Origin of the sequence: Pseudomonas sp. UMAB-40 (assembly GCF_900095275.1) — a bacterium.
Lineage (GTDB): Bacteria > Pseudomonadota > Gammaproteobacteria > Pseudomonadales > Pseudomonadaceae > Aquipseudomonas > Aquipseudomonas mandelii_B.
Genome location: NZ_LT607576.1, coordinates 82,975 through 108,379, shown reverse-complemented (window position 1 = coordinate 108,379; position 25,405 = coordinate 82,975). Strand labels below are relative to the sequence as shown.

Annotated in this window: 16 protein-coding genes and 1 pseudogene; 15 read left to right on the top strand and 2 right to left on the bottom strand. The window is 61.4% G+C overall.

Going from position 1 to position 25,405, the window contains the following annotated elements:
- The 15 genes and pseudogenes from K0F88_RS28660 to K0F88_RS28590 form a co-directional block, all read left to right on the top strand.
- Window positions 1-755, top strand: a 755-nt coding sequence (locus K0F88_RS28660; protein ID WP_257605382.1) for a LysR family transcriptional regulator, incomplete at its 5' end; no start/stop codon positions are given.
- Window positions 756-824: 69 nt separating this feature from the next.
- Window positions 825-1,837 (top strand): annotated as a pseudogene (locus K0F88_RS28655) (aldo/keto reductase).
- 549 nt (window positions 1,838-2,386) lie between these two features.
- Window positions 2,387-3,973, top strand: coding sequence for a glycogen synthase GlgA (gene glgA, locus K0F88_RS28650; protein ID WP_219097464.1), 1,587 nt, complete (start codon window positions 2,387-2,389; stop codon window positions 3,971-3,973).
- Window positions 3,974-3,989: 16 nt separating this feature from the next.
- Window positions 3,990-5,786 carry a malto-oligosyltrehalose trehalohydrolase gene (gene treZ, locus K0F88_RS28645; RefSeq protein WP_219097463.1) on the top strand — a complete coding sequence of 599 codons (1,797 nt, stop codon included), beginning with the start codon at window positions 3,990-3,992 and terminating at the stop codon, window positions 5,784-5,786.
- A complete protein-coding gene (gene malQ, locus K0F88_RS28640) occupies window positions 5,783-7,861 on the top strand; it encodes a 4-alpha-glucanotransferase (protein ID WP_219097462.1) in 2,079 nt (692 codons plus the stop codon). Before treZ ends, malQ begins: the two co-directional genes overlap by 4 nt.
- Entirely contained in the window at window positions 7,858-10,635 is a 2,778-nt protein-coding gene (locus tag K0F88_RS28635) for a malto-oligosyltrehalose synthase (RefSeq protein WP_219097461.1), read from the top strand. The genes malQ and K0F88_RS28635 overlap by 4 nt, the downstream gene beginning before the upstream one ends.
- 21 nt (window positions 10,636-10,656) lie before the next feature.
- Window positions 10,657-10,974 carry a DUF2934 domain-containing protein gene (locus K0F88_RS28630; RefSeq protein ID WP_094467585.1) on the top strand — a complete coding sequence of 106 codons (318 nt, stop codon included), beginning with the start codon at window positions 10,657-10,659 and terminating at the stop codon, window positions 10,972-10,974.
- 193 nt (window positions 10,975-11,167) lie between these two features.
- Window positions 11,168-13,327, top strand: a complete 2,160-nt coding sequence (gene glgX, locus K0F88_RS28625) for a glycogen debranching protein GlgX (RefSeq protein WP_219097460.1) — start codon at window positions 11,168-11,170, stop codon at window positions 13,325-13,327.
- Between the two features lies 1 nt (window position 13,328).
- The gene (locus tag K0F88_RS28620; RefSeq protein ID WP_094467587.1) at window positions 13,329-14,318 is read left to right on the top strand and encodes an acyl-CoA dehydrogenase; all 990 of its coding nucleotides are present in this window, start codon (window positions 13,329-13,331) and stop codon (window positions 14,316-14,318) included.
- Window positions 14,315-15,073 carry a PIG-L deacetylase family protein gene (locus K0F88_RS28615; RefSeq protein WP_094467588.1) on the top strand — a complete coding sequence of 253 codons (759 nt, stop codon included), beginning with the start codon at window positions 14,315-14,317 and terminating at the stop codon, window positions 15,071-15,073. Before K0F88_RS28620 ends, K0F88_RS28615 begins: the two co-directional genes overlap by 4 nt.
- Window positions 15,070-15,669 carry an SAM-dependent methyltransferase gene (locus tag K0F88_RS28610; RefSeq protein ID WP_094467589.1) on the top strand — a complete coding sequence of 200 codons (600 nt, stop codon included), beginning with the start codon at window positions 15,070-15,072 and terminating at the stop codon, window positions 15,667-15,669. Before K0F88_RS28615 ends, K0F88_RS28610 begins: the two co-directional genes overlap by 4 nt.
- Window positions 15,666-16,325: a glycosyltransferase family 2 protein gene (locus tag K0F88_RS28605; protein WP_094467590.1), complete on the top strand. Its 660-nt coding sequence runs from the start codon at window positions 15,666-15,668 to the stop codon at window positions 16,323-16,325. Before K0F88_RS28610 ends, K0F88_RS28605 begins: the two co-directional genes overlap by 4 nt.
- Before the next feature lie 124 nt (window positions 16,326-16,449).
- Window positions 16,450-17,208, top strand: a complete 759-nt coding sequence (locus K0F88_RS28600; protein WP_094467591.1) for a PIG-L deacetylase family protein — start codon at window positions 16,450-16,452, stop codon at window positions 17,206-17,208.
- A gap of 297 nt (window positions 17,209-17,505) precedes the next feature.
- Complete coding sequence (locus tag K0F88_RS28595) at window positions 17,506-18,270, top strand: endonuclease/exonuclease/phosphatase family protein (protein ID WP_374039756.1); 765 nt, start codon at window positions 17,506-17,508, stop codon at window positions 18,268-18,270.
- Window positions 18,271-18,586: 316 nt separating this feature from the next.
- Window positions 18,587-19,660 carry an autotransporter outer membrane beta-barrel domain-containing protein gene (locus K0F88_RS28590; protein ID WP_219097459.1) on the top strand — a complete coding sequence of 358 codons (1,074 nt, stop codon included), beginning with the start codon at window positions 18,587-18,589 and terminating at the stop codon, window positions 19,658-19,660.
- Between the two features lie 133 nt (window positions 19,661-19,793).
- Here K0F88_RS28590 and glgB read toward each other — a convergent pair whose 3' ends face one another.
- Both glgB and treS read right to left on the bottom strand, forming a co-directional pair.
- Window positions 19,794-22,025, bottom strand: coding sequence for a 1,4-alpha-glucan branching protein GlgB (gene glgB, locus K0F88_RS28585; protein WP_219097458.1), 2,232 nt, complete (start codon window positions 22,023-22,025; stop codon window positions 19,794-19,796).
- 2 nt (window positions 22,026-22,027) lie between these two features.
- Window positions 22,028-25,369: a maltose alpha-D-glucosyltransferase gene (gene treS / locus K0F88_RS28580; RefSeq protein WP_219097457.1), complete on the bottom strand. Its 3,342-nt coding sequence runs from the start codon at window positions 25,367-25,369 to the stop codon at window positions 22,028-22,030.
- Window positions 25,370-25,405 lie beyond the last annotated feature (36 nt).

The following is a 25,405-nucleotide window of genomic DNA, read 5'->3' as shown; positions in this document are numbered from 1 at the left end:
TCGCACGCTCGACGCGCAGCATGCGCCTGACCGAGGAAGGCCGGCGTTATCTGCAAAGTGTGCGTCTGGCCCTGGCTGCGCTGGCGGAAGGTGAACAAGCGCTCAAGCATCAAACCCAAGGCTTGAGCGGCGTATTGCAACTGGCCGCACCGTCAGACTTCGGGCGCAATGTGTTGCTGCCGTGGCTGGACGATTTCAAGCGCCAGCACCCGAATGTCCAGCTGCAACTGCTGCTCAATGACCGCCACTCAGACCTCTTTCGCGAAACCGTCGACGTGGCGTTGCGTTTCGGGGTGCCCAGCGATTCGACGTTGGTGGCGTTGCCGATTCTGTCGGGGCATCGTCGTGTGGCCTGCGCCGGTCCCGACTACCTCGCCCGCCACGGTACGCCGAAAACGCCGACTGACCTCAGCGAACACAGCGCCCTGCTCTACTTGCGCAACGGCCGGCCTTATAACAGTTGGCGTTTCAGTCGTCAGGATGAAGTGTTGGAGGTTGAGGTGCGCGGCGACTATCTCACCGATGACGGCGAAGTGGCCCGCCGCTGGGCGTTGGCCGGGCATGGCATTGCTTACAAAGCCTGGCTGGACATCGCCGCCGATGTGAAGGCCGGGCGGTTGGTGACGCTGTTTGATGACTGGCAAGGCGAAAGTGTGCCGTTCAATTTGCTGTGTCCGCATCGGGTGCAGGTCTCGGAGCGGGTCAAGGTGTTGCAGGCGTTTCTGCAAGAACGTTGTCATGCACTTTGCCGATAAATTCAGTTTTCTGCGCGCAGGCGTTCTGGTATTTGATTGAAGCTTTCCCACCGGTAAAAGGATTTCGTCATGAGCTATCGCACGCTGGGTCATTCGGGTTTACAGGTGTCGACCCTGACACTGGCACCATGATGTTCGGCGAACAGACCAGCACCGAAGATTCCCTGCGAATCATCGACAAGGCCTGGGACCAGGGCATCAATTTCATCGACACCGCGGACGTCTACACCGGCGGCCGTTCCGAAGAGATCGTCGGCGAAGCGATTGCCGGCAACCGCCACGAATGGGTGCTGGCGACCAAAGTCGGTTTCGGCCCGGTGGACGGTGTGCCGAACCGCAGCGGGTTGAGCCGCAAGCATATCTTCAATGGCCTTGATGCCAGCCTGACGCGTCTGAGCACTGACTATCTCGACCTCTATTACCTGCACCGCGAAGACCACAACACGCCGCTGGAAGTGACCGTGTCGGCGATTGGCGATCTGATTCGCCAGGGCAAAATCCGGTATTGGGGGCTGTCCAACTACCGTGGCTGGCGGATTGCCGAGGTGATTCGGGTGGCGGACCAGTTGGGGGTCGACCGGCCGGTGATCAGTCAGCCGCTGTACAACATCGTCAACCGTCAGGCCGAGACCGAGCAGATTACGGCCGCGCAAAACTATGGTTTGGGCGTGGTGCCTTACAGTCCGCTGGCGCGCGGCGTGCTCAGCGGCAAGTACGCACCGGACGTGAAACCGGACGCCAACAGCCGCGCCGGTCGTGCTGACAAGCGCATTCTGGAAACCGAATGGCGGGTTGAGTCGTTGCGTATTGCCCAGCAGATTCAGCGGTACACGCAGGAACGTGGCGTGGGCATTGTCGAGTTCGCGATTGCCTGGGTCTTGAACAACAGCGCGGTGACATCGGCGATAGTCGGGCCGCGCACCGAGGAACAGTGGGATGCGTATACCAAGGCGCAGACGGTGAAGATTACGGCTGAAGACGAGGCATTTATTGATTCGCTGGTGACACCGGGGCATTCGTCGACGCCGGGGTTCAATGATGTCAGTCATTTTGTTTCAGGACGTAAACCGCGTCTGGCTTGATATTTTTCGCGGGCAAGCCCGCTCCCACAGGGATCGCATAAATCCTGTGGGAGCGGGCTTGCCCGCGATGGGGCCCTCAACCGCCAACAGATCGCACTGCAATGGTGCAATCCCCGGCAAAACCCGCCCATTTGCGTGACTCAACAGTCCCGTTTTGACCCATCCTGAAAAATAAACGTGCCCTTCGTCGGTGCGTTTCCCCCTACACGCGCTGTGCCTTTACCCTCTTCCAACCGATTGTCGAACAATTTCGCCACTTGACCTGCCCCGCTCTAGGATCTGGCCTAGACTCATTTTCGCGAGGTAAAACCGGTCAGTCATCTGGTGGTAAGAAACTCGAAACTTTTGGTCCTGGCCAGGGGTCAGGTTAAAGGTAGGGCCTCAGCGACTGGTGCATTCCTTGCAACGGCCCCTCCACCCTTTCTGCATTAGCGCATGGGGCAGCACTTGCTCACCGATGCGAAGCGCGTTTGCGCCCGGCCACAGGATTTGGCCACGATCACCGTTGGTGCCAGACCTAGAATTAGATCAACAACACGGGAGATTCATATGATTAGTGCGGCTTTAGATATTCAGGGAGAGCGTGCTCATCAGCAGGTCGGCGAATCGAACGCCGTGAATGCTCCGAGCACCCAATCGATCAGCGTACCAGGCACCAAAACGCTGTCACCGGCTGCCAGTCAGAATCCGAACAGAAAGAAAGTGTTGTTCGTTACCTCCGAGATTGCCGATCTGGTCAAGACCGGCGGTTTGGGCGACGTTTCCGCAGCGCTGCCCCGGGCTATGTCTCACCTTCACGATGTGCGGGTGCTGATCCCCGGTTACCCGCAAGTGCTGCACAGTGAAAACCCGATCCATATCATCGGTGAACTGGGGGGGCACGCCGCACTGCCACCCTGCAAGATCGGACGCATGGACATGCCGGACGGTCTGGTCATTTACGTGTTGATCTGCCCCGAACTCTACGAGCGCGAAGGTTCTCCCTACGGCGCCAACAACGGCCGCGACTGGCCGGACAACCACATTCGATTCGCCCGCCTGGGCCTCGCCGCCGCCGATATCGCCGCCAATCTTGCACAAATTCACTGGTGCCCGGATCTGGTGCATGCCCATGACTGGCCAGCCGGGCTGGCACCTGCCTACATGCACTGGCGTGGACAGCGCACCCCGACGCTCTTCACCATTCATAACCTGGCCTATCAGGGCGTCACCAGCCTGGGTTCGTGCCCTGAACTTGGTATTCCAAACCATGCCTTGCAACAGGAAGGCATGGAGTTCTACGGCAAGATGTCATTCCTCAAGGCCGGCATGGCCTATTCGAGTCACATCACCACCGTCAGCGCCACCTACGCCCAGGAAATCACCACGCCGGCCTTCGGCTGTGGTCTCGACGGCTTTCTCGCCGCCAAGACCCAGCAAGGCCTGCTGAGCGGTATTCCCAATGGCATCGATGAAAGCTGGGACGCCGCCACCGACCCGCACCTGTTCTGCCCGTTCGGCATTGGCGACTGGGACGGCAAAGCGGTCAACGCTGCTCATGTCCGTGATCTGTTCGGCCTGGAAGACTCCGAAGGCCCGCTGTTCGCCGTGGTCTCGCGCCTGGTCTATCAGAAAGGCCTGGACCTGACCGAAGCGGTCTCCGAATACATCGTCAACAACGGTGGCCAGATCGCGATCATCGGTCGTGGCGAGCCCGAAGAAGAACAAGCCATGCGCGAACTCGCCCTGCGCTTCCCCGGGCAAATCGGCGTGCGCATCGGCTTCAATGAAACCGACGCCCGTCGCATGTTCGCCGGCAGTGATTTCCTGTTGATGCCATCGCGTTATGAGCCTTGCGGCTTGAGCCAGATGTACGCCCAGCGCTTCGGCTCGCTGCCGGTGGCACGCAATACCGGCGGTCTGGCCGACACCATTGAAAACGGCGTGACCGGGTTCCTGTTCGACGAATCCACGGTCGAAAGCTATCAAGAGGCCCTGAGCCGCGCGTTCAAGGTGTTCGCCTTCCCCGGCCTGCTCAACGCCATGCGGTGCCGTGCCATGGCCGCGCCCTTCAACTGGTGCAAGGCGGTTGAACCCTACGCCGAACTCTACGAACAACTGGTCGCCAAAGCCCTGGGTAAATCGGGCAAACAGTAAAAAGAGGTTTTCAACGATGCCGTTACGGACCCTTGAGACCTGGCCCCACGGCGCAATCATGCTGGACGCAGAACACACGCGTTTTGCCTTGTGGGCGCCAGATGCGTTTTACGTCAGTGTCGAACTGGAAGATGGACAATCCTTGCCGCTACTGCCTCAGGCTGATGGCTGGTTCGTGATCAAGACCCGTTGCATGGCGGGTACGCGCTACCGCTACAACATCGATGGCGAGCTGGAGGTGCCGGACCCGGCCTCCCGCGCGCAGGCCGGCGATATCGGCGAGCACAGCGTGGTGGTCGATCCACTCGCCTATCAATGGCAAAACAGTGCCTGGACCGGCCGCCCCTGGAACGAGGCCGTGATCTACGAATTACACGTCGGTGCGCTCGGCGGTTTCAGTGAGGTCGAGCAGCACCTGGCGCGCCTCGTTGACTTGGGCATCACCGCGATCGAACTGATGCCGCTGGCGCAGTTTCCCGGTAATCGCAACTGGGGTTACGACGGGGTTCTGCCCTACGCGCCCCAAGCGTCCTATGGCACTCCCGAACAACTCAAACACCTGATCGACACCGCCCACGGCCATGGCCTGGCGGTGATTCTCGACGTGGTCTACAACCACTTCGGCCCCGACGGCAATTACCTGCATCACTACGCCAAAGGCTTCTTTCGCGAAGACAAGCACACGCCCTGGGGCGCGGCCATCGATTTCCGGCGGCGCGAGGTGCGGGACTTTTTCATCGACAATGCGCTGATGTGGTTGCTGGAGTACCGCTTCGACGGTTTGCGCCTGGACGCCGTGCACGCCATCGAGAGCCCGGACTTTCTTCAGGAACTGGCGCAACGGGTTCGGCAACAGACCGATCCGGCGCGGCATGTCTGGCTGACGGTCGAGAACGAACACAACCAGGCGAGCCTGTTGGAAGAGGGTTTCGACGCGCAGTGGAACGATGACGGCCACAACGCCTTGCACGTTTTGCTGACCGGTGAAACCGACGCCTATTACGCCGACTACGCCGACAACCCCACGGAACAACTGGCGCGCTGCCTGAGCCAGGGCTTCGTGTTTCAGGGCCACGTGACCCGCCACGGCACAACCCGGGGCGAGCCCAGCGGTCACTTGCCGCCCAGCGCGTTTGTGCTGTTTTTGCAGAATCATGACCAGATCGGCAACCGTGCCTTCGGCGAGCGCCTGCATCAGCTGGCGCACCTCGACGCCTTGAAAGCGGCGACAGCCCTGCTGCTGTTGTCACCGATGATTCCGCTGATGTTCATGGGCGATGAGTTCGCGGCCGAGGAGCCGTTCCTGTTCTTTACCAGCCACCACGGTGAACTGGCGGAGCTGGTCCGCGAAGGTCGACGGAATGAATTTGCAGCGTTTAGCGCCTTTGCTGATCCGCATAAACGCGAGCAGATCCCCGATCCCAATGCGCAGCAGACCTTTGAGGCGTCGCGGCCGACACTGACCGCCACCCGGCAATCGGCCATGCAGGCGTTGTATCACCAGCTGCTGGGGATTCGTCATGACCACATTATTCCGCACCTGCCGGGGGCTCAGCCCCTGGGGGCCGAGGTGCTGGCCGAAGGTGCCGTGACGGCGCGCTGGCTATTGGGGAATGGCCGACAGCTGCGCATTGACCTGAACCTCAGCGACAAGCCAGTGGTCCACTCCCCACAGGCCGACGCCAGGTTGTTGTTCGAAACGCCGCCTCAGTCAGCCGGCCTGTTGGAACAGGGCACCCTTGCCCCGTATTGCGCGCTAGTCAGCCTCACGGCCGCAGCCCCCTTGCTACCCCCGGATGGAGAGCGCCAATGAGTGATGCGCAACTGGAAATACTGGCCAGCCGTGCCGGTTTGGCCGTCGACTGGATCGACGCCAACGGCCGCCCACAGAAAGTCGCCCCCTCGGTATTGCGCAACGTCCTGACCGGACTCGGCCACCCCGCCGGCTCCGCACAGGAAATCGACGCCAGCCTCCTGCAATTGCAGCAGGTGCAACAGACCCGGCACCTGCCGCCGCTGATCACTGCCGATGTCGGCGTCAGCCTCGACCTGGCGCACTTCTTCGAGCCGCAAACACCGTGCGAGATCCACCTTGAAGATGGCTCACGACTCAACCTGAAACTGGATGCCGAGGCGAAGCTGCCGGGCCTGGTTCCGGTCGGGTATCAGCACGTCAGCATCGACGGACAATCCTTTACCCTGGCCGTGGCACCGACACGTTGCTACAGCGTCGGCGATGCCGTTGACAGTCCGATTCCGCGTACCTGGGGCCTGAGCGTGCAGTTGTATTCGCTGCGTCGACCTGGCGATTGCGGATTCGGCGATACCCAGGCGCTGGAAGACCTCGCCCGAGTGGCCGGCGAACGCGGCGCCGAGGCGTTGGCAATCAGTCCGTTGCATGCGATGTTCGGCAGCGACACCCAGCGCTACAGCCCGTATTCACCGTCCAGCCGTTTGTTCCTCAACAGCCTCTATGCCGCGCCAGGTGCCATTCTCGGTGAACGCGCGTGGCGGGCCGCGATTGATGCCACCGGGCTGGCCGCCGAACTGCAACATCTGGAAGAGCAGCCGCTGATTGACTGGCCCGTCGCCGCCGAAGCCAAGCATCGTTTGCTGCAAGCCTTGTACGAAGGTTTCGTCCAGGGCGAACACCCGTTGCATGCCGACTTCAGCAGCTTCCGCCATGCCGCCGGCGAAGCCCTGGAAAACCACTGCCGCTTCGAAGCCATTCAAGAAGCCCGCGCCGCCAAGGGTGAAACCCTCGACTGGCGCGAGTGGCCGGAACAATGGCGCGACCCGCGCAGCGCCGCCCTCGCCGAATTTGCCGAAGAGAACGCCGGTCGCATTGGCTTCTTCGCCTTCAGCCAATGGTTGATCACCCGCTGCCTGGAGCGCGCGCAAGCCGCCGCCCGCAGCGCGGGGATGAGCATTGGGCTGATCGCTGATCTGGCGGTGGGTGCCGACGGCGGTGGCAGTCAGGCCTGGAGTCGCCAGGACGAATTGCTCGCTTCACTGACGGTCGGCGCACCGCCGGACATTCTTAACCGCACCGGTCAGGGCTGGGGTATTTCCGCGTTTTCTCCAGAAGGCCTGGTGCGCAACGGCTTTCGTGCGTTCATCGAAATGCTTCGGGCCAACTTCGCCCACGCCGGCGGCTTGCGCATTGACCACGTCATGGGCCTGCAACGGCTGTGGGTGATCCCCAATGGCTCGCCGCCCGCCGACGGCGCCTACCTGTATTACCCGGTGGACGACCTGCTGCGCTTGCTCAGCCTTGAATCCCATCGCCATCAGGCGATCGTCCTGGGCGAAGACCTCGGGACGGTGGCCGATGGTCTGCGGGAAAAACTCATCGCCCGCTCGATCCTCGGCATGCGCGTGCTGCTGTTTGAACAGGACAACACGCATTTCAAATCGATTCTCGACTGGCCGGACAACGCCCTCGCGACCACCAGCACCCATGACCTGCCGACGCTCAATGGCTGGTGGCATGGCCGTGACATCGACTGGAACGCCCGACTGGGCCTGGTCGATGCCACGGGTGAAATCGAATGGCGCCACCACCGTGAACGCGAACGTGAGGGCCTGCGTCGCGTGCTGAGCGAGGACCCGCAGAACTTTCGCGAAGAGTCCCATGAGACGGACCAGATACTGGATGCGGCGGTACGCTTTCTCGGTCATACCCGCGCTCCGTTGGTGTTGCTGCCACTGGAAGATGCCTTGGGCATCGAACAGCAGGCCAACCTGCCCGGCACCATCGACACGCACCCCAACTGGTCGCGACGCCTGCCCGGCGGCAGCGAAGCGCTGCTCGACGACCCGGACGCTGCCCGGCGTCTGGAATTGCTCGCCTGTGCGCGACTTCAGGCTGGCGAGCGTGACCAATGACTCATCCGTTAATCCAACCGCTGCGGGCAACCCTGCGCCTGCAATTTCATAAAGGCTTTACCCTGGATCAAGCGGTGCCGCTGGTGCCGTACTTTGCCAGTCTGGGCATCAGCCATGTCTATGCCTCGCCACTGCTCGCCGCCCGTGCCGGGTCCATGCATGGCTACGATGTCGTGGACCCGACCACGGTCAACCCTGAGTTGGGTGGCGAAGCCGCCTTGCGCCGATTGGTTGCGGCCCTGCGCGAACACAAGATGGGGCTGATCCTCGACATCGTCTCCAACCACATGGCCGTCGGTGGCGGCGATAACCCCTGGTGGCTGGACTTGCTGGAATGGGGACGCCTGAGCCCTTACGGCGAGTTTTTCGACATTCAATGGCACTCCTCCGACCCGCTGATGGAGGGCCAGTTGCTGTTGCCGTTCCTCGGCAGCGACTACGGCGTCGCCCTGCAGGACGGCACCCTGCCCTTGCGTTTCGATGCAGAGCGCGGCGCGTTTTATGTCGAGCACTACGAGCATCATTTCCCGATCTGCCCGTCGAGCTACGGTGAACTGCTGAGAACCGACGACGAACCACTCAAGTTTCTCGCCGACCGTTTCAGTGCCTTGAGCTACCAGACCGATGCTCACAGCCTCGCGCAACCGCTGAAGGCAGAACTGCGTGAACTGGCCAGTGACCCCGCGCTCCTGCGGTGCATCCAGCAGAACCTTGGCGCCTACGATTCGCAAACGCCCGAAGGTTTCCAACGGCTGCACAACCTGCTCGAACGCCAGAGTTATCGGCTGGCCAGTTGGCGCACGGCGGCGGATGACATCAATTGGCGGCGCTTTTTCGATGTCAACGAGCTCGGCGGCCTGCGGGTCGAACGTCCCGCCGTGTTCGAAGCGACCCACGCGAAAATCTTCGAGCTGGTGGCTGAAGGCCTGGTCGACGGTTTGCGCATCGACCACATCGATGGCCTCGCCGACCCGCGCGGCTACTGCCGCAAACTGCGGCGTCGGGTCGATACGCTGTCGCCCGACCGGCACCTGCCGATCTACGTCGAAAAGATTCTCGGTGAAGGCGAAACCCTGCACCGCGACTGGTCGGTGGATGGCACCACCGGTTACGAATTCATGAACCAGTTGTCGTTGCTGCAGCACGATCCACAAGGCGCGGAAAACCTGGGCCATCTGTGGAATCGCTATAGCGAACGGCCCGCCGACTTCCGTCAGGAAGCGCAACTGGCGCGTCAACAGATTCTCAACGGCTCATTGGCCGGTGATTTCGAGAGTGTGGCCCAGGCGTTGCTGCAAGTGGCCCGGGACGACCTGATGACCCGCGACCTGACCCTTGGCGCGATTCGTCGGGCGTTGCAGGAACTGATTGTGCACTTCCCGGTGTACCGCACCTACATCAGCCCGCGTGGCCGTTCTGCCGAAGACGATGTGTTTTTCCAGCAGGCCATGGACGGTGCACGGCAAACCTTGGGCGAGGCCGATTGGCCAGTGCTCGATTGCCTGGCCGGCTGGCTCGGCGGTGAACCGTGGCGCAAACGCCCGGTGGGCCGTCAGCGCAAGATCCTCAAGCATGCCTGCGTGCGGTTCCAGCAACTGACTTCACCCGCCGCGGCCAAGGCGGTGGAAGACACCGCGTTCTATCGCTCGGCGGTGCTGCTGTCGCGCAACGACGTGGGCTTCAGCACCGAGCAATTCAGTGCGCCGGTCGCCGATTTCCATGCCGTCTGCATCAATCGCCTGGAGCAGTTTCCGGACAACCTGCTGGCCACCGCCACCCACGACCACAAGCGCGGCGAAGACACTCGCGCGCGGTTGGCGGTCTTGAGTGAACGCAGTGCCTGGTACGCCGAGCAGGTTCCGCTCTGGCGAACACTCGCCCGGCCCCTGCATGACGACGATCAGATGCCCTCGGCCGGCGATGAGCTGATCCTCTATCAAGCCATTCTCGGCAGCTGGCCGCTGGACCTGCGCGTTGACGATCAGCCCGCGCTTGAGGACTACGCCACGCGTCTGTGGCAATGGCAACAGAAAGCCTTGCGTGAAGCCAAGCTGCAAAGCAGTTGGAGCGCGGCGAACGAGCCATATGAAAAAGCCATGCAGGTCTTTATCGAGCGCCTGCTGCTTAGCCCGGAGGGTGAGTTGTTGCGTACCGCCCTCGGCAAGGCAGTTCAAACGATGGCCGCTCCCGGCGCGATCAATGGTTTGGCGCAAACCTTGCTGCGAATGACTGTGCCGGGGATCCCGGACCTCTACCAGGGCAACGAGTACTGGGACTTCTCGCTGGTGGACCCGGACAACCGCCGGCCAGTGGATTACGCGAGCCGCCAACAGGCGATGCAGGTGTCGATGAATCTGCCCGACCTGTTGGCCAACTGGCGTAACGGGCACATCAAGCAAACCCTTATCAAGCAGGTGTTGAACCTGCGGGCGGAGCATGCGGAGCTGTTTCGGCGAGGGACGTATCAAGCCCTTGAAGTCGTGGGCAGCCAGGCTCACCGAGTGCTGGCCTTTGCTCGCGAACATCAGGGAAAACGGGCCATCGTGATCGTACCGATACGTTGCGCCCCGCTGCTGGAAAACAGTGCCGAACCCCGGGTTGACGCGCTGCGCTGGGGCGATACACGGGTCAAATTACCGTTCACCGCCTCTGAGGAAAATCTGAAGGGACTTTTTTCAAGCACCGCAGTCACACACCACAGGGAGCTGAACATCAGCGCCGCGCTGGGGGATTTCCCGGTCAATCTCATTATTCAAACGTTTACCCAAGCTTGAGTTCAGTTCAGGAGTATTGCGATGAGTACCGACGATAAACGCGTTCGCGAATTTGCCTATCAAATCTGGGAATCGGAAGGCAAACCCGAAGGCCAGGAAGCCCGGCACTGGGAGATGGCGCGCAAGCTCGCTGAAGCCGAAGCCCTCGCCCCCAAAAAATCGCCCAAGGCTGCTGGCAGTAAAACGGCTGCCAAACCTGCGGCGGCTAAAGCCGCTAATGGCAAGGTCCCCGAGCCGAAAGCCAAGGCCAAGCCTGCTGCGGCCTCGAAGGTGATTCCGCCAGGCGAAAAAGCTGCCGAGAAGAAGCCTAAAGCAGCGCGCAAACCGCCTGCTGTCTGACGCTTCACTATCGCGTCCTGATTGACCTCGTGGCCAGCCCCCTGGCCACCGTGTGCTCACTCGCCCACGAAAAACCTGTAGGAGCGAGGCTTGCCCGCGAAGGCGGCATGTCAGTCGATTCAACTGTGACTGAAACACCGCCTTCGCGGTCAGCCTCGCTCCTACAAAGAATCCCCTTTTTGCAGGAGCATCTATGTCCAGTCCAAAGAAAGCCGCGCCAGAACCTCACGTCGAGGCCTCGCGAATCCGTGAAGGCTTGCCCTTCCCGCTGGGTGCGACCTGGGATGGTCTGGGGGTCAACTTTGCCTTGTTTTCCGCCAACGCCACCAAGGTCGAACTGTGCATCTTCGACGATGCCGGCGAGGTCGAACTCGAACGCATCGAGCTGCCGGAATACACCGACGAGATCTACCACGGCTATTTGCCCGACGCCCATCCAGGGCTGATTTACGGCTACCGTGTCTATGGCCCATACGACCCGGCCAACGGTCATCGTTTCAACCACAACAAACTGCTGATCGACCCCTATGCCAAACAACTGGTCGGCCAGCTGAAATGGTCCGAAGCGCTGTTCGGCTACACCATCGGGCATCCCGATGCCGATTTGAGTTTCGACGAACGCGACAGCGCACCGTTTGTCCCCAAGTGCAAGGTGATTGACCCGGCGCACACCTGGGGCCACGACCATCGCGTCAGCGTGCCGTGGGACAAGACGATCATTTATGAGACCCACGTGCGTGGCATCAGCATGCGTCACCCTTCCGTCCCCGAGAACGTGCGTGGCACCTTCGCCGGGTTGATGGTCGATGACGTGCTGGAACACATTCGCAAGCTCGGGGTGTCGTCGGTGGAGTTGCTGCCGATCCACGCCTTCGTCAACGACCAGCACCTGCTGCACAAAGGCATGACCAATTACTGGGGCTACAACAGCATCGCGTTCTTCGCCCCGGACCCGCGTTACCTGGCCAGCGGCAAGATCGCCGAGTTCAAGGAGATGGTCGCGCACCTGCACGAGGCCAACCTGGAAGTGATCCTCGACGTGGTCTACAACCACACCGCCGAGGGCAACGAACAAGGTCCGACCCTGTCCATGCGCGGCATCGACAACGCCTCGTATTACCGCTTGATGCCCGATGACAAGCGCTACTACATCAACGATTCCGGCACCGGCAACACCCTCGATTTGAGTCACCCTTGCGTGCTGCAAATGGTCACCGACTCCCTGCGCTATTGGGCCTCGGAAATGCACGTGGACGGTTTCCGCTTCGACCTGGCGACCATCCTCGGGCGCTACCACGACGGGTTTGATGAACGTCACAGTTTCCTTGTAGCCTGCCGCCAGGACCCGGTGCTGCGCCAGGTGAAGATGATCGCCGAGCCATGGGATTGCGGCCCCGGCGGTTATCAGGTCGGTGGTTTTCCGCCGGGCTGGGTCGAATGGAACGACAAGTTCCGCGACACCGTGCGCGCCTTCTGGAAAGGCGACGACGGCCAACTCGCGGACTTCGCCAGCCGCATGACCGCGTCCGGCGAGATGTTCAACCAGCGCGGTCGGCGGCCCTACGCCTCGTTGAACTTCATCACCGCGCATGACGGTTTCACCCTGAATGACCTGGTGTCGTACAACGACAAGCACAACGAAGCCAACGACGAGAACAATCAGGACGGCAGCAACAACAACCTGTCCTGGAACCACGGCGTCGAAGGCCCGACCGACGACCCCGAGATCAATGAATTGCGTCAGCGGCAAATGCGCAATTTCTTCGCCACGCTGCTGCTGTCCCAAGGCACACCGATGCTGGTGGCCGGCGACGAATTCGCCCGGACCCAGGAAGGCAACAACAACGCCTATTGCCAGGACAGCGAGATCGGTTGGGTCAATTGGGACCTGAGCGAAGACGGCAAGGCCCTGCTCAAGTTTGTCAAACGCCTGATCAAGTTGCGTCTGGCCTATCCGATCCTGCGTCGCGGACGCTTCCTGGTGGGCAATTACAACGAGGACATCGGCGTCAAGGACGTGACCTGGCTCGCCCCGGATGGCAGCGAAATGTCCACCGAGCAGTGGGAAGAAGCCCACGGCCGCTGCCTCGGCATGTTGATGGACGGCCGCGCCCAGGAAACCGGTATCCGTCGCAAGGGCGGTGACGCGACCTTGTTGCTGGTGGTCAACGCGCACCACGACATCGTCAACTTCACCTTGCCGGAAGTGCCGGACGGCTATCACTGGACGTGCATGGTCGACACCAATCAACCGTCAATTCGCGGGCAGGAACGCTTCGAGTTCGGTCACGAGTATTCCGTCACCGGCCGTTCGCTGCTGCTGTTCGAATTGCAGCATGAGGAAGAAGAGTGAAATGGACCTTCAAGCCTTTCTCGATCGCCAGCCACCGGACTACGCCGATACTCAGGCGTTAGGCCGGTGCCTGCGGGCGCTGGTGGAGGCTGGACTCGATCAACTTCCGCTGCCGGGCGGCGGCCAGACGCTGGAGCGCTTCCAGCGGTTGGCCGCAGTCGGTGGGCATGACCTGGGGTTGTGCAAATTGTACGAAGGCCATACCGATGCGCTGGCGATCATCCAGCAACTCGGTGGCTCGCCAACGCCGGGCAGCACGTGGGGCATGTGGGCCGCTGAACCGCCACAGGCGCGGGTGCGCGTCCGTCCGCAGGGTCAGATGGTGGTGCTGAACGGACGCAAGGCCTGGTGCTCGGGTGCGGCGGTGTTGAGTCATGCGTTGCTCACGGCCTGGGATCATCAGGACTGCCAGCAACTGGTTGCGGTGGCGCTGGATCAACCCGGCGTGACCCTTACCGATGAGGGCTGGCAAGCCGTCGGCATGGGCGCCACTGGCAGTGTCGAAGTGCTGTTCGAAGGCGCCGAAGGACAAGCCATCGGCTACCGCGGCGATTACCTGGATCGGCCCGGTTTCTGGCAGGGCGGCATCGGCATTGCCGCTTGCTGGTACGGCGCGGCACAGAGCATCGCCGAACGCCTGCGCACTCACTGCGCCCTCCGTGAAGAACCCCATGCCCTCGCCCACCTCGGCGCCGTCGACAGCGCGCTGCATGCCGCTGCCGAGGTGTTGCGGGTCAGCGCGCTGATGATCGACGCCGCGCCGCTGGACGACGCCGAACTGCTGGCCCGGCGCACCCGGGCGGTGGTGGAACACACCGCTGAACAGGTCATGCTGCATGTCGGCCACGCCTTGGGGGCCGTTCCCTATTGTAGGGATCGGCAGTTCGCCCGATTGATCGCCGACCTGCCGGTGTTCCTGCGCCAAAGCCACGCCGAACGGGACCTCGCCGCCCTCGGCCAAACCGTCATTACCGGAACATGGACGTTATGAAAACCAACCCTATCGTCGGCCAGGGCACGCCGCTTCATCGGTGGCAGACCTCCAGCCACCTGGCGCAGTTACCGGTGATCGACATCCTGAGCCTGGTGCCGGAAGGTGCCCGCGCAGTGATCATCGCGCCGCACCCGGATGACGAAGTGCTGGGCTGCGGCGGTTTCCTGCAATTGCTCGCCGCCGCCGGTCGGCCCTTGCAACTGATCTCGGTCACCGATGGCAGCGCCAGCCATCCTGGCTCCGAGCGCTGGCCGGTGGAACGCCTGAGCGCGGTCCGGCCTCAGGAATCGGTCGAAGCTTTGCGGCGTCTTGGCGTGCCGCTGCACAGTCTGAAATGGCTGCGCGGCGGATTCAAGGACAGCCTGGTGGCTGATCGAGAAAGCGAATTGAGCGAATTCATCGAACGTCACTTGCACCCCAACGATGTGGTATTCACCACATGGCGCGAGGACGGCCACTGCGACCACGAAGCCGTGGGCCGGGCCAGCGCCACAGCGGCAAAGCGCGCCGGTGCAACCGTCTATGAATTGCCCGTATGGACCTGGCACTGGGCAGCACCTGAAGACAGTTTCGTGCCGTGGCACCGGGCGCGGAAAATCCTCCTCGCCCCGCACCTGGTCGCGCGCAAACGCCACGCGATCCACGCCTTTGCCAGCCAGTTGGAGGGTGACCCGCAAGCCGGCTTGCCGCCCGTGCTGGCGCCCTATGTGCTGGAGAGACTGTTGCAACCGTTCGAAGTGGTGTTTGTATGAGCGTCGACGATCGCTATTTCGATGGGTTGTTTGCCGGGAACGATGATCCCTGGTCGTTCCGTCAGCGCTGGTATGAACAACGCAAACGCGCAATCACCCTCGCCGCACTGCCCCGCCCACACTACCGCGCGATCTTCGAACCCGGCTGCGCCAATGGCGAGCTGAGCTTTGACTTGGCCAGCCGCTGCAATCGTCTGCTGTGTTGCGACACCGCTGCCGCCGCCGTAACGCTCGCCCGCACCCGACTCGGCCCGTTCGACCACGCCGAAGTCCACCACAGTCGCTTGCCTGGCGATTGGCCGGAGGAAAAATTCGACCTGATCGTGCTCAGCGAGATCGGCTACTACCTCGACGCCGATGACCTGAAACGCTTGATCGCACAGGCTGCACAATCGCTGACCGCCGACGGCCAACTGCTGGCTTGCCACTGGCGGCCACCCATCGACGGCTGTCCGTTGAATGCCCGCCAGGTCCATGACTTGCTCCACGAACATTTGCATTTACCGCGCCTGGTCCTGCATCAGGAAGCGGATTTTCTACTGGAACTCTGGAGTCGTGAACCACGCTCCGTGGCGGCTCTGGAGGGTTTGCGATGATTGGCATTCTGATCCCCGCGCATAACGAAGAAGACTTGCTCGAAGACTGCCTTGAAGCGGCCCTGCTCGCCGCGCAACACGAACGGCTGGGCGGTGAAGCCGTCGAGGTGCTGGTGGTGCTCGACAGTTGTACCGACCGGTCCTCGGAGATCGTCGGTGCTTATCCGGTGCATAGTCTGGCGATCGAGGCGCGTAATGTCGGTCAGGCTCGCGCCGCAGGCGCACGGTTTCTGCTGGAGCGCGGGGCGCGCTGGATTTCCTGTTCCGATGCCGACAGCCGTGTGGCGCAGGATTGGCTGGTGGCGCAACTGGCCCTCGACGTCGATGCGGTGTGCGGCACGGTCACGGTGGAGGCGTGGCACGAGTCGTTCGATGAGTCGGCTCAGATTCGCTATCACCAGCACTATCAGGCCCGCGAAGGTCATCGGCACATCCATGGGGCCAATCTGGGCATCAGCGCTGACGCCTATCAGCGCGCCGGCGGTTTCGAACCACTGGCCTGTAACGAAGATGTGCAATTGGTGCGGCAACTCGAACGCTGTGGCGCAAACATTGCCTGGAGCCATCGCCCGCAAGTGCTGACCAGTGCTCGACTGGACAGCCGCGCACGCGGTGGTTTCGGCGATTATTTACGAGGCCTGGCACAGGCTGGTTAAAAAAAACCGGATCAGATGACAGCACCACGCGACGAATAGCGTGACTTGAGCAATACTCTGCTCGCGGCAATCCAGGGTATGGAGCGCTGCACATTGCTCTCAAACAGAACAAGGACGTAGCCCGATGAAACCCGTTTCCCTCATCGAAAGCAGCTTGCCGGGACAGGTCTGGAACAGCGCCCTGCAATTGGACAACATCCCCGTCATCAACACCGAGACCCTGGTCCCCACTGGCGCACGTGCCGTGGTGATCGCACCGCATCCTGGCGATGAAGTGGTCATGTGTGGAGGCTTGCTCCAGCTCCTTTCCTCCTTGGGTCATCCCCTGCAATTGATCTCGATCACCGATGGCAGCGCCAGCCATCCGGGCTCGCAACAATGGTCAGAGAAGCGCCTGAGTGTGTTTCGCGGCCAGGAAAGCGTCGAAGCCTTGCGCCGGCTCGGTTTGCCGATGCACAGCCTGAAGTGGATTCGCGGCGGCTTTACCGACAACGCCCTGGCCAAGCGTGAAACGCAACTGACTCAATTCATCGCCCGTTATTTGCGCCCCGGCGACGTGGTGTTCAGCACCTGGCGCGAGGACGGCACCTCGGATCATGACGCCGTCGGCCGCGCCAGCGCCAATGCGGCGAGCATGATCGGTGCGACGCTCAACGAGCTGCCGGTCTGGGCCTGGCACTGGCCGACCCGTGATCAAGGACTGTTCCCCTGGCATCGTGCGCGCAAAATACGCCTCGACACCTGGACCGTCGCACGCAAAAGCCACGCCACCCACGCCTACGCCAGCCAGCTCGACGGCGAACCGGCCATCGGCATCGCGCCACTGCTGCCCCGGGTGATTCTGGAGCGCATGCGTTTGTCCTATGAAGTTGTCTTTGTCTGACCCTAAATGCTCTGTAGCAGCTGTCGAGCCTGCGAGGCTGCGTTCGGCTGCGCAGCAGTCATAAACCCGGTCTGCACGGTTTTCCTGAAACACCGTGGTTGAATGGTTTCACGACTGCTGCGCAGCCGAACGGGGATAGATCCCCTCGCCACAGGGCAGCGGCTACATTTTCGTGTGAAGACTGCTGGCGACCAATCACTCTGAACTGCCCGCCGCTGCATCAGTCGCATGCATAAGCAGCCCAGATTCAGAGGAGTAAACGTGACCAGCGATTCCGAGCAGCGAGCCGTTGAATCAATGCCCTTGGACTCGCCCCCGGCGATTCATCGATTGAGGGTGCTGACGGTCAACACCCACAAAGGGTTTACCGCCCTCAACCGGCGTTTCATCCTCCCGGAGCTGCGTGAAGCGGTGCGCAGTACATCGGCCGATCTTGTATTCCTCCAGGAAGTGGTCGGCGAGCACGATCGGCATTCTTCCCGATACAACGACTGGCCGCGAACCTCGCAATACGAGTTCCTGGCCGATAGCATGTGGAGCGATTTCGCCTACGGTCGCAACGCCGTCTATCCCAATGGCCATCACGGCAACGCGCTGCTGTCGAAATACCCGATTCGCGAACACCGCAACCTCGACGTCTCGATCACCGGCCCCGAGCGACGTGGGTTGCTGCACTGCGTACTGGACGTGCCAGGGCACGCTGAAGTCCATGCGATCTGCGTGCACTTGAGTTTGCTGGAAAGCCATCGCCAGTTGCAGCTCCAACTGCTCTGCCTACTGCTTGAATCCCTGCCCGACGATGCGCCGGTGATCATTGCCGGCGACTTCAACGACTGGCAGTTGCAAGGCAACGCCGCCTTGGCCCGGCGCGATTACCTGCACGAAGCCTTCGAACGCCACAATGGCCGGCCGGCGAAGACCTACCCGGCGCGTTTTCCTCTGCTGCGCCTGGACCGGATCTACCTGCGCAACGCCAGCAGCCACAACCCGCGAATTCTCGGCAATAAACCCTGGACGCACCTGTCGGATCACTTGCCGTTGGCGGTTGAAGTGCATCTGTAGCGAATGAGTGAGAAGGCTCTAAATCGCGAGCTTTTTGACGATGTTTCGAACAAACAAGAACTTAGATGTACGCCGAAAATCAGTCACTTGTGAGACCTAAAATTCTCATACCACTTATCGGCCATTTTCTTGACGCCCTGTCAAGGGTCTTCTTAGCTTCACGTTACTACCCCCGGAAATTCCACCAGGGGCAAACCTCCAGACACCCGCGAAATCGGGCGGCCAGCGGCTTGCCTCAATCCATTCGGTCGCCCCTCATTCGGGGTAGGAGAGACGCCAGAGCGAGATACGGCATGCGATTGCAAGGTAGACCCCCATGAAAACTTCATTCACCCAACAAGAGATCAAAATCACCTTTTGCACTGTCTCGAGTTCTCTGCTGCTGTGTTCGTCCATGGAGGTGCAAGCCGGGCCCGCAGAGGATGAAACCGCCCCCTGGTATCGCCAGGATGTTCCGGCAATGACCTTGCCCACGATAAACATCACCGCCCCCTACCCCGGCCATTTCAGCGCCGCCTCCGATACACGAAGTTCTCGCCTGACCATCGAAGATGCCGCGCCTTCGGCCTGGGACCAGCTGTACGGGCAGGCATCGCGACAAGCACAGACCGATGTCATGACCCATGGTTTTTCCAGCCCTGGCAGCACCGAATTCAAAGGCCCGGCGATCCTGACCCTGCAGAGCGGTAGCGGCCATACCCAGCGGGTCGGCCTGATCGGCGGGATGACGCAGTTACAAGGCAACAGCAACGGCCTGTTGACCAGTCGCGCACTCGCCGACCCGGCAAACGACACCCTCAACCTGCAAGGCCAGAGCCTCGGCGCCTACTGGAGCCTGACCGGGCCACAAGGCTGGCACGTGGATTTGTCGGCCAGTGGCGGCCGGGTCAACGGCTACAGCCGTAACGACCAGGGCGCGCGGATGGCGACCGAAGGCAGCGCGGTAACGTTGTCGGTAGAAGGTGGTTTTCCGATTGGCGTGAGCGAGAACTGGGTGGTCGAACCGCAAGCGCAGTTGATCAATCAGCGCATTACGCTGGATACGCCTTATGCCGGCTCAGGCAATGCGTCGTCCAGTGACCTGACGTCCTGGAGCGGCCGGGTCGGTGCACGGTTGAAAGGGAGTTACGACATCAACGGGCTGGGTGTCGAACCCTATGTGCGGACCAACTTGTGGCACACCGTGTACACCGGCAATACCGTGAACCTCGATCAGGTCGAGAAGATCAGCAGCAGTCGCAATTCATCGACGGTCGAAGTGGGGTTGGGGCTGGTGGCGAGAGTGACGCCTGCGGTGAGTCTTTACGTCAGCGCCGATTACAGCAGTGATGTGGATGACAATGATTTGAACGGGTTGATCGGGAGTCTTGGGGTGCGGATGCGGTGGTGAGGGTTAATTTCAAGAAATGTATTGTTTGAGCTGACGCCATCGCGAGCAAGCTCGCTCCCACATTGGTTTTGTGTACGACACAGATCCAATGTGGGAGCGAGCTTGCTCGCGATGGGAGCAGCGCGGTTCTAGATCAACCCTCAGGACTGAGGATCAACACCGCCAGCGGTGGCAGATTCAACACCAGCGAAAGCGCCTGCCCATGGCTCGGCTCTTCCTCGGTAAAAGCTCCGCCGCTGTTGCCATAGTTGGACCCGGCATACATCGCCGCATCGCTGTTGATCACCTCGCCCCAGCGCCCGGCAAACGGCACGCCAATGCGATAGGCCTGGCGCGGCACCGGCGTGAAGTTCGCCACCACCAGCACCGGCCGCCCTTCCTTGCTCCAGCGCAGGAACGCATAAACGCTGTTGATCGCATCGTCGCCGATCAACCACTGGAAGCCCTGCGGCGCGTCGTCCTGGTCATGCATCGCCGGCTCTTCGCGGTACAGCCGATTGAGGTCGCCGACGAGTTTCTGCACGCCCTTGTGTTCCGAGTATTGCAGCAGGTACCAGTCCAGTTGCTGGTCGTGGTTCCACTCGCGCCACTGGCCGAATTCGCAGCCCATGAACAACAGCTTCTTGCCAGGATGCGCCCACATGAAACTCAGATAGGCGCGCAGGTTGGCAAATTTCTGCCAGCGGTCACCCGGCATCTTGTCGATCAGCGAGTGCTTGCCGTGCACCACTTCATCGTGGGAGATCGGCAGGATGAAGCGCTCTGACCAGGCATACACCAGGCCGAAACTCAGCTCGTTGTGGTGATGACCGCGGTACACCGGGTCCTGCTGGATGTAATGCAGCGAATCGTGCATCCAGCCCATGTTCCATTTGTAGTCGAAGCCCAGCCCGCCCTGTTGCGTGCTTTGGCTGACACCCGGCCATGCGGTGGATTCCTCGGCAATCACCAGCGCACCCGGCGCTTCCAGGTTGACCACGTCGTTGAGGTGGCGCAGGAAATCGATGGCTTCGAGGTTTTCGCGTCCGCCGTGGCGGTTCGGCACCCACTCGCCGGCCTTGCGCGAATAATCGCGATAGAGCATCGACGCCACGGCATCGACCCGCAGGCCATCGACGTGGAAATGCTTGAGCCAGTGCAATGCCGAAGCGAGCATGTAGCCGTGCACTTCGGTGCGGCCCAGGTTGTAGATCAGCGTGTCCCAGTCCTGATGGAAGCCTTCTTGCGGATTGCCGTATTCGTACAGCGCGGTGCCATCGAATTGCGCCAGACCGTGGGTATCGGTCGGAAAATGCGCCGGCACCCAGTCGAGGATCACGCCGATGTCCGCCTGGTGGCAGGCGTTGACGAAGGCCGCGAAGTCTTCCGGCGAACCGTAGCGGGCGCTCGGGGCGAATTGCGACAACAACTGATAACCCCAGGAACCGCCGAACGGGTGTTCCATGATCGGCATCAGTTCGATGTGGGTAAAGCCCAGCTCCTTCACGTAAGGAATCAGCCGCTCACCCAGTTCGTGCCAGGTGTACTGGCGCGCCACTTCACCCAGATCGTCCAGTTCGCATTGCCACGAGCCAGCGTGCAGTTCGTAGATCGACAGCGGCGCACTCGGCAGGTGACGGTCGGCACGGGATTGCATCCACGCCTGATCCTGCCAATCGATGCTCAAGGGTGCCGCGACTTTTGACGCGGTATCGGGCGGCAGCGAGGTGGCCAGGGCCATCGGGTCAGCCTTGAGCGGCAGAATGCCGTGGGCGCCGAGGATTTCGTATTTGTAGGTTTCCCCCGCCTGCAAACGCGGGATAAACACTTCCCAGACCCCGGTGGGATGGCGCAGACGCATCGGGTGCCGACGACCGTCCCAGTTGTTGAAGTCGCCGACCACCGACACCCGTTTGGCATTCGGCGCCCACACGGCGAAACGCACGCCGTCGACCCCGTCCACCGTCTTCAGTTGCGCGCCGAGGCAGGCACTGAGGTCGCGGTGATTGCCTTCGGCAAACAGGTACAAGTCCATCTCGCCGAGTAACGGGCCAAAGCTGTAGGGGTCTTCGGACACTTGCTCGCCACCGGCCCAGCGGGTGCGCAGCAGATACGGCTGCGCCCGATCGAAGTGCCCGACAAACAGGCCAGGCGTCTGGGTGGCCTCAAGGTTGCCGAGTTCTTCCCCGGAGTCCCTGGCCAGTACCTGCACGCTCAGCGCGTCTGGCAGATAAGCCCGAATGAATTGCCCGCCGGCGTCATCGCCGTGGGGGCCGAGAATTGCAAAAGGGTCGTGATGTTCGGCGCGTACCAGCGCGTCGATATCCCGCGATCTGGGCAGCAGCGCTTCTTTAGCGTGACCCTGTTCCTTGTTCGAGAAACTCATAACTACTCTCCACCAAGATCGGAAAAGGGTTTAAGCCCACTCAATAATCCATACAAACCGTGCAATGGCACCGGCAGCCACGTGGGGCGATTTTCAGCCTCATAGGCCACCTCATACGCCGCCTTCTCCAGCCCGAACAACGCCAACGCGGCGTCCTCGCCTTCCGGATCTTGCCACGCATGAGCAAGACTAGCTGCCGCCAGCCGATAAGCGTCGACAAATGCTTGTTTTGCTTCATTCAAATAGCGATCAGCGACCCGTTGCCGTGCCGCTCGGGCTTCGGCGGTGTTGTCGACGTTTTGCACGTTGATCGCCATCGCCGCGGCGTAATCGAAGGAGCGCAACACGCCGCTGACATCTTTGTACGGGCTGTGCTTGCCGCGTCGCTCGCTGAGCGGCCGTGCCGGCTCGCCTTCGAAGTCGATCAAGTAAGCGTCGCCCTTGATCACCAGCACCTGACCCAGGTGCAAGTCGCCATGGACGCGAATGCGCAAACCACCGACGGCTTTTTTGCCCAGGTCCTGGACATGACTGAGGATGGCTTTTTTGTTGTCCAGTAAACGAGTGACCAGCGCTTTGTCCGCCGGGTTCAGTTCGCCTTGATGCTGTTTGAGCAACTTCAGCGAGTGCTCCAATTGCGCCGCGACGTCCTTGGCCGAAGCCAGGGCCTCTTTTTGCGTGGTGACCTGTGGGGCGAAGTCCGGGTCATCGGTCGGGGCCGCCAGCACTCGGTGCATTTCACCCAGCCGTTGACCGAGCATGCCGGCGAAGTCTTTCAGTTCACCGAGGGCGTTGTAGTGCTGCTCCTGCTCGGACATGGCGTCCGCCAGTTCATCGCGCAGTGCCCGTTCGAGGTTGTTCTGGGTCCATTCCCAGGCATCGCCCTGATTGCTCAAATAGCCTTGGGCGATCATCAGCAGATTGTCCTCGCCCTTGGCGTCGCGGCGAACCACCGACCCCAGCAGCGGCGAGATGTTGCTGAACCCGGCATTGGTCAGGTAAGCGCTCATTTCCAGCTCCGGGTGCACACCCGAGGCGACCTTGCGGATCAGCTTCAGCACCAGGCTGCTGCCGATCACCACCGAACTGTTGGACTGCTCGGCGGACAGGTAGCGCACTTCGGATTCGGCCGTCAGGCCCAACCTGGCCAGCTCGGCGGTCGGCTCGAAACGAATCTCGCCGCCGTCCGAAGGCAACACGGTGTTTTCCTGCATGCCATGCAACACCGCGCGGATAAAGTTTTCCAGGCTGAACGCATCGGTGATCAACCCCACTTGAGGGCCACGTCGTACACGAGACAGTGCCAGTTGCTGCGGCAACGCCGGCCCGACTTGATCATCGGCAATGAACCCGAACGGCAACTGGTAACGGCTGGTCTGGCCACCGCTGGTGACTTCGATTTCACTCAGCAGCACCGGGTGCAGCGCATCACCGAAGCGCACGCCATAGGCCAGGTTGACCTTCTCGATGGCCGCGTCCTTGCCGGCGAACCAGCGGCGGTTTTGCAGCCAGTTCGGCAGGATGCCCTGCTCCAGCGTGCCGCGGGACGGCGCTTCGAGCAGTTCTTCCATGCGTTTTTTCAGCACCAGGGTGGTGAAGTCCGGCAGGCTTTGCGCCGGTTCTACGTGCCAGCTAGGCATTTGATTCTCCGCAGCGAGTCCGAACCAATAAAAGCCGTAAGGCGCGAGCGTCAGGAGGAAATTCAATTGGCCGATCGGCGGAAAGGCGTTACCGCCGAGCATCTCCACCGGGACCATGCCGACGTAGGCCGACAGGTCGAGCTCTGCCGCTTGCGCGCTACGGGACACGTTGGCCACGCACAGGATGATTTCGTGCTTGCCGTCGTCGCCGGTGAACTCACGGGTGTAGGCCAGAATCCGCCGATTGCTCGGCGACAGCATTTTCAGCGTGCCTCGCCCGAAGGCTTTGGACTGCTTGCGCACGGCGAGCATGCGCCGGGTCCAGTTCAGCAAGGAATGCGGGTCGCCCGCCTGGGTTTCGACGTTGACCGACAGGTAGCCGTATTGCGGGTCCATGATCGGTGGCAGTACCAGGCTCGCCGGGTCGGCGCGGGAGAACCCCCCGTTGCGATCGATCGACCACTGCATGGGCGTGCGCACGCCGTCACGGTCGCCGAGGTAGATGTTGTCGCCCATGCCGATTTCATCGCCGTAATACATCGTCGGTGTGCCCGGCATCGACAGCAGCAGGCTGTTGAGCAGTTCCACGCGACGGCGATCCCGCTCCATCAACGGCGCGAGGCGGCGGCGAATACCGAGGTTGATCCGCGCCCGACGGTCGGCCGCGTAGTAATTCCACAGGTAATCGCGTTCCTTGTCGGTGACCATTTCCAGGGTCAACTCATCGTGGTTGCGCAGGAAAATCGCCCACTGACAGTTGGCCGGGATCTCCGGGGTCTGGCGCAGGATGTCGGTGATCGGGAAGCGATCTTCCTGGGCCAGCGCCATGTACATGCGCGGCATCAACGGAAAGTGAAAGGCCATGTGGCATTCGTCGCCGTTGAGGCCTTTTTTATCGGTATCGCCGAAGTACAGCTGCGTGTCTTCCGGCCATTGATTGGCCTCGGCCAAGAGCATGCGGTCTGGGTAATTGGCGTCGATCTCGGCACGGATCTGCTTAAGGACGTCGTGGGTCTCGGGCAGGTTTTCGTTGTTGGTGCCGTCGCGCTCGATCAGGTACGGAATCGCGTCCAGGCGCAGGCCGTCGATGCCCATGTCGAGCCAGTAGCGCATCACCGACAGCACCGCTTTCATGACTTGCGGGTTGTCGAAGTTGAGGTCCGGCTGGTGCGAATAGAAGCGGTGCCAGAAGTACTGGCCGGCGACCGGGTCCCAGGTCCAGTTGGATTTCTCGGTGTCGAGAAAAATAATGCGGGTGCCGTCGTATTTGTGATCGTCGTCGGACCAGACGTAGAAGTCCCGCGCCGCCGATCCGGGTTTGGCTTTTCGTGCGCGCTGGAACCAGGCGTGCTGGTCGGAGGTGTGGTTGATGACCAGCTCGGTAATCACCCGCAGGCCGCGTTTGTGGGCCTCGGAGATGAAACGCTTGGCGTCGGCCATGGTGCCGTAGTCGGGGTGGACGCCACGGTACTCGGCAATGTCGTAGCCATCATCGCGCCGTGGCGAGGGATAGAACGGCAAGAGCCAGATGGTGTTAACGCCGAGGTCGGCAATGTAATCGAGTTTGGCGATAAGGCCGGGAAAGTCGCCGATCCCGTCATTGTTGGAGTCGAAAAAAGACTTAACGTGAACCTGGTAGATCACCGCATCCTTATACCAGAGCGGGTCCTTGATAAAGGTGGCTGCCTTGGGTTTCTTCGCCATTTGAAACTCCTGTTGAATTCAGTGCAGCCCTGAGCC